This is a genomic window from Bradyrhizobium sp. (genome assembly GCF_049581145.1).
Lineage (GTDB): Bacteria > Pseudomonadota > Alphaproteobacteria > Rhizobiales > Xanthobacteraceae > Bradyrhizobium.
The window spans coordinates 1-9529 of sequence record NZ_JBAURI010001147.1 but is presented as its reverse complement, the minus strand read 5'-3'; the positions used below and the strand labels follow the sequence as shown (position 1 = coordinate 9529).

Annotated in this window: 4 protein-coding genes and 1 pseudogene; 3 read left to right on the top strand and 2 right to left on the bottom strand. The window is 59.6% G+C overall.

The window, feature by feature from the left end; translation table 11 throughout:
• A pseudogene (locus WCB02_RS36565) lies at window positions 1-240 on the top strand (YecA family protein); the annotation flags it as partial.
• A 293-nt stretch (window positions 241-533) separates the two neighbouring features.
• Here the strand turns inward: WCB02_RS36565 and WCB02_RS36560 are convergent.
• Complete coding sequence (locus tag WCB02_RS36560) at window positions 534-1931, bottom strand: hypothetical protein (protein ID WP_423966556.1); 1398 nt, start codon at window positions 1929-1931, stop codon at window positions 534-536.
• Window positions 1932-2696: 765 nt separating this feature from the next.
• On the bottom strand, window positions 2697-6515 hold the full coding sequence (locus tag WCB02_RS36555; protein WP_423966554.1) for an SIR2 family protein: 3819 nt from the start codon (window positions 6513-6515) through the stop codon (window positions 2697-2699).
• Between the two features lie 412 nt (window positions 6516-6927).
• Here WCB02_RS36555 and WCB02_RS36550 point away from each other — a divergent pair, with 412 nt between their 5' ends.
• Together WCB02_RS36550 and WCB02_RS36545 are read left to right on the top strand one after the other, a co-directional pair.
• Window positions 6928-8193 (top strand): phosphoribosyltransferase-like protein, encoded by a 1266-nt coding sequence (locus WCB02_RS36550; RefSeq protein ID WP_423966552.1) that lies wholly within the window; start codon window positions 6928-6930, stop codon window positions 8191-8193.
• Window positions 8194-8379: 186 nt separating this feature from the next.
• The gene (locus WCB02_RS36545) at window positions 8380-9525 is read left to right on the top strand and encodes a reverse transcriptase family protein (protein WP_423966550.1); all 1146 of its coding nucleotides are present in this window, start codon (window positions 8380-8382) and stop codon (window positions 9523-9525) included.
• Window positions 9526-9529 lie beyond the last annotated feature (4 nt).

Below are 9529 nucleotides of genomic sequence, written 5' to 3'. Positions count from 1 at the left end.
GCCATGCAGCTGAGACTATCGGCCTGGGCCCCGCTGCTCGACATCAGCAACATCAATCACGGCCTGCTCCTGCCCATCCTGCTGCATTGCGTCGACGAGCAGGGGCGCCCACTGCTCGGGCCACCCAGAACGGGCCGCGAAACCGAAGAATTCATGCGCAACGCCCATGCCGACATCCCGGCCGTCGTCGAGGCCATGCGCCAGTACTGGATGCCGATCCGATACGCACGCGCTGGCTGAACACTGCTTTCGTGGATCCTCATGCCGGTTACGGTTGACCCGAAGGGGCGGCCGGCGGCCAAAGTGATGCGATCAGCCCTAAACGGACGTTGGGCGGCTGCTGGCATCAGGCACAACCCGGGCAATTTCCCGCGTGATCCGAGAGCCGCACTCAGTTCCAACGCCATAGCCGAAGGCCCATGTTCTCGTTCCCCGTTATGTATCGGGTTTCTCCTTACCATCAAGCGACCTATCGAAGCGGCCGTTCGGCCCTCTCGCGATTGAGCATCTTGAGTGAGTGTGCCGCGCGGTGGTCAGCGAAAGTAGCCGATCGCCAAACCAAGCCCCAAGCCAGCCGCGAAAATAATGCAGGCCGCCACAGCTATATTGTCTTTCAGCCACTTGGGGAACTTGCGCCGATTCTTTGGTGTCGGCATCTGAAAGGCGCCACCCTTCCTGAGCCATTCGATGATCGCCGCTGATGTGACCTTGAACATCTCACGATGCGCCTCTCGGAAACTCGGATCCCGATAGCTCGACAAAAAATCGACCAGCACGAGTTCGGAGCCGTGGAACTCGCCGGTATGAAGATGGGTGCTGCGGACATATTGCGCCGGGAACGGGCTCTGCCGTACACGATCAACAGCGTCTCGCCCCAGCAAGGCCTCGATGACGGCGTAGCAATTTCGTCCATCATCGGGCGGCTTCAACGCTTCACATGCGATCGCCATCAACGTGAAACTAAGTGACGGCCGATCTTGCCAGTGAATGACGGCCTCCTGCCATTTGGCAGCTGCTTGCAAGAACTGGGCGCGTCGTTCTGCGCTAAGACCGCAGTACAAGCTCCAAAGATCGGCGATGTCCTCCCGGAAAGATATTTCATTGATACTACCATCAATCCCCTGCGGCGGATCGTCGATGGGATATAATGGAACCTGCTTGACGGTCCCGCGGCTCGGCATGCAGAGCGGATTAGTAGGCTCGAGATATCCCAGTGTCCGAACCTCGCAGCTCTTCATGTCGGCTGTCCAGACCCAGGCTCTTCCATGATCCAGCAATCGAACCGCGCGTTGGGTGACGACACTCAGAAACGCAGAGACCTCCAAGAGCATTTTTTGGCGCGCACTAATGATGTCGGGCTCACCAATGCACTCGGTAATTGCGTCCACATGAACGATCCGTGGACCTATTATCGCAGTCTCGTCTTGCAGGGACGGAGGTGCAAGGCGCGTTTTGTCGTCGAGCCACAGCTCACCGCGCCATGCCATTCCATCATCATATTGCAGGGTACTGCGAAAATAGCGTGGCTCCGTGCGGGCCGCGCGGCAATCATCATTGACCTCGCCAAAAAATAGCTGCGCGTCAGATAGCGGCAGGGTCGATGAAGCGAGACGCGCCCTGACCTTCAACGGGCCGCCGCGCTTTCGCTCCCAGACGATCTCAAGCTGAGATGTGCCGTTTTCGATAAGCGTGATTGTACCGCTGTTCTCGGCGCGATCGAGCTGACCTAATGCCGAGGACTGCCAGCCTCGTCGGTGACATCCCCAAGCGAGATAGCGTGACCATCGATCCGCTTGCTCTTCGTCGGCCGGGATTTCAAATTTGATCGGCCAGTCGCCAGCCTCGAACCGGCGATCTTTGACCTCCATCATGCCGCCCGCGCCATCGGTGACTCTGATGATGGACCTCGCTTTTTTTCGGACCACCGCCATACGGCTCTCCCTTGCGGCCCGGCCGGCTGGCTGCCGCGTTCGCAACAGTTAGTGATCAGTTGCTTTCACGCAAGTCGCTTCCCTCAATCGCATCTGCTTCATCTTGTGGTTAACTGTCTGGCCGAAAACGACAAGCGACCGCGCCGCGGATCGCAGAGGGGCGCGCGAGACTGACTTGCCGAAGACCGGTTCGGGTCATTCGCGACGCGGTCGGGCGGCCCTGTCACGTCCGTAAGTCGCCCGGTACGGACGCAACCGGGCAGCCAGGTGACGAACGTTGTCAGCCCTTAACAGACATCGGACGGTTTCTGGCGTCCTCAGCCATAGTACGGGACCAAGTCCGCCGCGATCTGAGAGCCGCCATAGTTCCGACGCCTTAGCCAAAGGCTCATGATCTGCGGTCTCTCTATCCGTCCTGGCATAGCGGAACACGTTGACGCTGGCATTCTCTCTGCCCGACCTCCGACCTCCGGTTCGTGCAACAAGAGACTCGTGCATCGCAAGATTTGAGTTTTGACCATGAGCTGCAGAGCACCTATATCCCGGCTCGTAAGGCGGTTGTCAGAATGGCGCACAGGGCATCTGGGCCGTGCGGCGGTGCTAGGTTAGGCCGGGAGCTTGACAATGATATCAAACGAAAGGCCCTGAGCCGATCATGCTTCCGAAATCGAAATCTTTACGGCAGTCGGGAAGGCCCTCTCATTTCGCGTCTGCTGCCTCGGACAGACCGAGTATCTACGATTCATCAACGAGGTGTTCGATAGCCTATCGCTCTCGGCGCCGTCTCAACTCGGATAGTCGAGGGTCAGCGTTTGTCTCAGATGCTTGCGCGAGTTGAGCGAGCACTGATTCGATCCTGTAGGGCCACAGTGTTGGGTCTTCCGCCAACACCACCCAAAGCAAGTCCAGGGTGGCCCGCGGATGACGTCGCGGCGGATAATTTTCAGATTCTGTTTTCAAAGCGAGCATATTTAGTGCCACGCCGCGAACAGGAACTAACCGCGGTATGATCAGCTCGACGACTTCAGGCATAAGGTCTCCGCTCGCCAATGCGAAGTCTGTCAGACGTGCTGAAACGCTCGGCGTTCGAAGCGCGCGCTGCTTCGGCCACACATGCTTCAGAAATGGAATCACTCTCTCGCGCCAATGCCCATCAGCCTGGGCCGACCATTGCTTGAGATGCCAGAGGAGCCGCCCCCGAAGCTCGTCATTGGTGTGGATTAGCACCTCGCGCAGCTCGACGTCCGTGACAAGCCGCTCAGGCTCCTCAGCGCTTGGCTCGGCGCCCCAGCCGGCGAGTAGAAATCCTGCTATGACGTTACCTTGCTCTTGACGAAGGCGTGGCTGGATAGTGCGAGCGACGAGGCCAGATTTCAGTCGTAAAAGAAGGGGGCGGCTTGGGAGCCGTCCTGCCCAAAGTACACCCTCCCAGAAAGCGTCTCCGTCGTCACCCGGATCGCCCACGCAAGACAGAAACTGTTGCTCTGTCCATTCTGGATCGATTGTGAAAAGCCACACCAATTGAAAACTAGTCATCGCTAGAGCTTGGTGTCGCAAATTACCTGGCAGGCCGAGAAGCTGAGACATCCGCGCGGTCCAGTGCCGCGGGTAACCCGCGCCGGGCTCTAGTCCATTCTTGGCGGGATCCTTCATCAGGACATTGACGAGCTTTCCAACTGGCGCGTTCAACGCGTCCTCTGCCCAGCTCCGGTCAGGTCGATGCCGACGCCGTTTGTCGCCCAACGTCAATGCCTCGACCATCCGATTCCATAGGCCGCCAAAGACGTGAGCGGCATCGCCAAAAAGGCGATCGGCGATGCGCTCCATCCAATCTGAAACGGGATAGGCGATCTCGTTGAGTCGATTGACAGGCAGGCGCTCCAGCCGTCCCGCAATCGCAGCGATCATCCGTGTTCGGTCGGTCAATCGACGCTCCGCACGGAGGAATGTCGACCAAGCCCACCGTGGCGCCTCCCCTTGACGAGCGGCATGTGTCAGCGCAGCGAGCGCGCGCGCCGGTCGGCGCGAAGCTAGGCCCAGAAACGGCTCGCGTTGGACATGGTCGACAAAATCCATCGTGCTGGCTTCTTGGGCATGGCTCAGGATTTCGGAAATCGGGGTCGCAAGGATTGCTTCGGGGCTATCATCCGTTCTGACGCTGAAAGAGCCGGACGCATGCGAACTAGCGGCCTCGTCGCCGACCTGGGTTGTCCATTCCGGGGCGGCGACCCTCAGCGTTGCCATTTCGCTCGCCAAATCGAAGCTGAAGGTGACACCTTGACCTGAGAGCCAATGCAAACGGTTCAGCCGATCACGCGCGATAGCCCGGTCTCGGCCGCCCGTCACGTCGAGGTCGTACGGAAAAGAGCTTGTACGTAACCGATCTTCGAGCGCCGATTTTGCGGCAAGCGGTAATTCCGCCCAGCGCTCACGTAAACCATAAAGGAGATCGCGTTCGTGCTGAATGCCCCAGAAGACTGGATCTGGGAGAGTAAGAAAGACTTTGGCAGCTTCCTCAGGCACTAACGCGGCATTACTGGCTGCCCAGATACGTAGCCTGGCGAAGATGTAAAGATCATCGGCCGGCCAACGTTTGACTTCAGCGCACCATGCTGAAGGATCGTGACTCGCCCATTGGTCCATGAGCTTTTGAAAATGGATGATTAGCCCCGTCAGGCCGTAGCTGTCGTCGGACAACTCAGGGGCGCCGTCGTCGGCGCGGGTCGTCTCGAAATAAAGTTGATCGTGCCCCGAAACCTGCTTCTCAAGCGATATCGCCAGCTCCAGATTGCCGCGAAACTGGCTTGCCGTGTATGCAAGTTGCTCGCCGGGAATCTTCGCACTTTCGTGCGGGCGCGGATACTCGACGTCGGCGTGGATAACCGTTTCCGGAATTTTACCCTCGGTCCAAAGGAGAGGATGTCGTGCGCTCAGAGTATGCCTTACCTTCAGACGCGGTCTGTAGAGCGCAGATAAAATGCGCACCAGCGAGGGTGACCACCCTTCCTGCTGCTCGCGCATCTTGATTTCGTAAATGAGCATTTCAGGGTCGCCGCGCTCGTCGGCCCAGGCGGCCAGCAGCAAACGCCAACCTCGGCAAGCGCTCGCGGAGAATCTCTTGGAATCGTGCAAAAGGGCAGATTCGATCTCTCGCCTTATGTCGGGATGCAGCGCCGTTTGATGTGCGGCCCACCAGAGCGTGGCTGGTTGGTGAGCCACCTGTCGAATCCAGGCGCCTATGCTGGCGAGACGGGGCGGAAGTGGTGCCGCCGCGCCTGACATCGGGCCACGAAGTGAACCGATGGTCTGGTCGCCCGATTCTTCGAGGTCGAGACGGCTTGATGCGAAGGCATCCCACGCAGCATCCGGCGCTTTGCGCTTGTCGAACACCGTGCGCTGCCGGAATGTGTCGTCCGGATCGGCCGGCTCGGGTGGAATGTCGAAGTCTAGACCCAGCGCCTTGAAGGGATCGAAGAGGTCGGAAGCTTCATCGTACGGGTCGCTCCGGTTCGCGATGCCGAACCGATGCCTAGGATCGAAGGACAGGAGCCATGTCGCATCCAGCGGTTCGACTGCCGCCGCTATCCGGCGGGCCCCTTCGCGTGTGGAGACGATGTGGGCGATCTGTCCCCGGACATGAGCGTCCAGCGCCGCCGGTCCTCGCAACGCCTTGGATAGGAGGTCCGCGTACCAGCCGTCGACATCGCGCGCGCGCCCGGCCCAAGCGGCCAACGTGTCCCAAAGAGGCCCAAATCCATTGGTGCTGTCGAATGGTATCGCTTGCACGCCCTTATGTTCCCACAGGGCCGCCGCGGCGCCGCTTTCGCCCTCCTGGAAGGCGAACAGTCGGCTCTTGGTGCCGGCCCGGAGATTCAACGCCTCTAGAAGATACTGCACCGGTGGATCGTCCGCCGTGTAACCCACAAACACGATTTGAAACCGTGCCAACAGCGATTGGATGAATTTTGTCGCCCACCTGTCAGTCAGGTAGGCCCTTCCGAAGTCGGCGCTCGAAACAACGAATTCGTCATCCTGAGGGCCTCGATAAAGCGAGTCCACTCTTCCATGCAGATGGATGATTCCCCGAAAATCGCGATCATTTCTCGGGTCGGGAAGCTGAGGCGGACCCGAACAAGGTTGTGAAGAGTCGCATTCTTCGAACAAGAGGTCGAAGTTCGTGGTGACGAGGCGCGTAATTCCGGCGCGCGAAGTCGCAAGATCTAGCATGATCCGGTGAGCGTCCAGCCTGCAACCCGCGGCGGGCTTTATTGCTTCGGCGACGGCCCCTCGAACGTCGGCGACCTCGAACTCCCGCTCCAGCAGGCCGAATATTCGGTCGGTCGCCAGGAGTCCGCCGACGCCAGCCATCCGGCCCATTTCGAGGGCCTTGTCGAGCAATATTCGAGCGGGACTGTCCTGTGCGGCGCCCAGCAACCGAATGACCTCTCGACCCAGTCCTTCGAAATTGGGCAGATTGGCATTTGCCTGGGAAACGCCAGCGCCACAGAAGAAGATGACGTCACCCGCATCTCGGGAAACAAGCAACTCGTCAGGAATTGAGGGGCCGTTGGCAATAAAGCGCATGACTGAACCTAGTTGTTGTATCGCACGCGTCCAACCAAAATTCGGAACATATTCTGTCGTTGCTGTCGCATCAACGCTGTTCAGTCCTCACCACTTTTGTCCCCGCGGTCCCGAATTGAGAGCCGGACTGGGCGCATCCATGACGACGCTTGCTGCCGGCGGGCAGGGGAATCGGATCGTCGACGGTCCACTCCCAGCCCGAGACAGACGCCACGGGGCTGTCGGGAGATTTATGTTGTTAGCCCGAACCGGACTGGTCTGGCATGTCTGTTGATGTTCTGTTGATCGGGGCAGGCCGGAAGTGTCTGACATACGGTCGACTCGGCGCGATCAGCCCGGAACGGACATCCGACGCGGTCTTGAGAAGGTGCAATATGACGAGTAATGGTTACCGAGAGGAGCCGGAGGACGAGTGACAAGAGCAAGAGATCCGCTATCGAGAAGTGAGACAGGCAAGGCCTGGCTGGCTCAGTTCTCATCGGCCAACGATGTGAAGGCGGCCAGCAAACTTCTCGATGCGATGCTGCTGCTTAACGACACCGAAGTGGCCGATGCCATCCGGGACGGGATCGACAAACTCGTCGAGGAGTGGCACGGCCGCGGACGCTCCCTGGCGCTTTATGCCGAGCGCGAATTCGACTCCGGCGCTGCGTTCGGAAGCCTCGACGTTGCCGACGCTGCGGGACGTATCCGAAGGCGCGCCGTCAGCTATTCCGGGCCGGTCAAGCCGACGCGGGGCAAGATGCGGGTCGGAAGCGAAGGGACCGTTGCCCATCTGATCTCGCAACTGGTCGAGAAGTGGCCGAGGCTCCTCAAGAACCATCCAGGGCCAAGCGGTATCCGCGCTAAGACGTCACCCGTCGGCGCGATCGTCATTGTGACTGATCTGATCGGCAGCGGGACCAGGGTCAACAAGATGCTTGACAAGTTCTGGAAGGTCCCCAGCGTTAAATCCTGGGTTTCGCGAAAGTGGATCGAGTTCATCGTCGTCGCCGCTGCCGGCACGCAGGCGGGCATTTCTACCGTACAGTCTCACCGCCTCCTCCCAATCGTGATCACCGAGCATATCGTTCCAACAATCGGGACTCGGAAGGACAAAATACTTGCGAATGAGTGGCGCCGGTTGATTGCGAATTACGGGCCCAGTAGCGGGCGCGGCGGTGTTGCGCGCGATGGCTATGGCGACAGCGCCGCGCTTGTGGCGCTCAGCTCTCGCATACCCAACAATACGCCCGCCATCGTACATCAATCAGAGGGAGGCAAGTGGCATGCTCTCTACGAAGGCGCGGCACCGGCCGATCTCAGGCCTCACTTCCGGATACTCGATGACGCGGAGCAAGCCAGATCGGCGGCGGAGGCGGTCGGTGTCGAGCTCGCGAAAGACCTGAACGCCGGAGACGCCAAGCTCGTAGTGGTCCTCAGTGTGCCGCCGGCGCTGCTGCGCCGCCAAGATGTCGTCGCCATCGCCGCGACCACGACATTGCCGCGCGGTGAGATCGAACGGATCATGGAGCAGGCCGTGAGGAGTGGGCTACTGACGTCGGAAGGGCGGCTCACCGAGGCGGGCCAGGAGATTCTCAAGGCCAATCGACGTGGGGATCGTCGCAAGTCGACAATTGCCACCAACACTGAACCCTACTATCCTCGGAGCTTGAGAATCCCTCGGGGGCAAATCTAGTATATGCCAACCCTAAGTGGTTGGCCAGGATGACGGGTCGTAACCCGTCATCGTGGGCGTCCGGGTTTTCGGCCGCTGCTGAATGAGCTCCTGACTACCGCGCGGAGCATCGGTCCCCGCCCTTACGGGTTCGCTCGGAGGCTCACCGTGGAACGATGCGCCCCTCTCGGGGCCGGGCTAAAGTAGATGCAGCACCCGTGGGATTCTCAGCAGTTTCGTACCGGCGCTAGGGCGGTCGGCCGATCAGAAAAGACGATCGAAGCGGCGATCACGATCGCGCGCAACATCAAGCAGACCAATTCCGATCTGCCCGTGGTGCTGACTCTCCACCACCTCAGCCACCTCTGCGACGTTTCCGCTGAATTCCTTCAGGACGTCATCTTTCGCAAAGTCGAGTCCTACCGGACCTTCCGGTTGCAGAAGCGAGGAAAGCCCAATGGGTTACCCAAGCCCGCGCGGCGCTTTCGGACCATCTGTGTTCCGGATTCGCTCCTCATGCGGGCGCAGCGCTGGATCGCTCAGAACATCCTCAATGCCGTGACGCCTCACGATGCAAGCTACGCTTTTGCCAAGGGCCGCGACCTGGTCAAGTCAGCCAAGAAGCATGCCGGCGCAAAATGGCTGGTGAAACTTGATGTGAGGAATTTTTTCGAGTCCATTACTGAGCGGCAGGTATATTTCGTCTTTCGCAGCCTAGGCTATCCGGCGTTACTCTGCTTCCAACTGGCGCGTATCTGCACCCGATTGCCTCTCGCAGAATTCTCTCGTCCATTCACTGAGACCAGCGACCTGCCCTATCGACCGTGGCCACAAGGACACTTGGCGCAGGGCGCGCCCACCAGCCCGATGCTTGCGAACCTCGCGGTTTATGCACTCGACGTGCACCTTAGCGAAATGTGCAGGAAACAGGGCTGGACCTATACCAGATATGCGGACGACTTGGCGTTCTCGCGTATTGACGACGTGCGGCGGTCCTCCGCAATGCACCTAGTCAAGCTCGTTGAACAGGCGCTCAGCACCTTCGGGCTTGCCGCTCGCCATCCCAAAACCAGTATCGCGCCACCCCAAGCAAGGAAGGTTATGCTTGGTGTGCTGGTAGATCGTGAGTGGCCACGGCTCACGCGGTCGTTCCGTAACAATCTGGAGACTCACCTCTACGCCTTGACAAGTCCGAAGATCGGAGTGCTTGCACATATGCAGAGGCGAGGCTTTGCGTCGCGCATCGGAATGCAACGCCATGTGGCTGGCCTGCTTGCCTTTGCACACCAGGTCGACCACGATTACGCCGCCAAGCAGTATCGCCTGTTCAACGCTATCGACTGGAACAGCTGATATC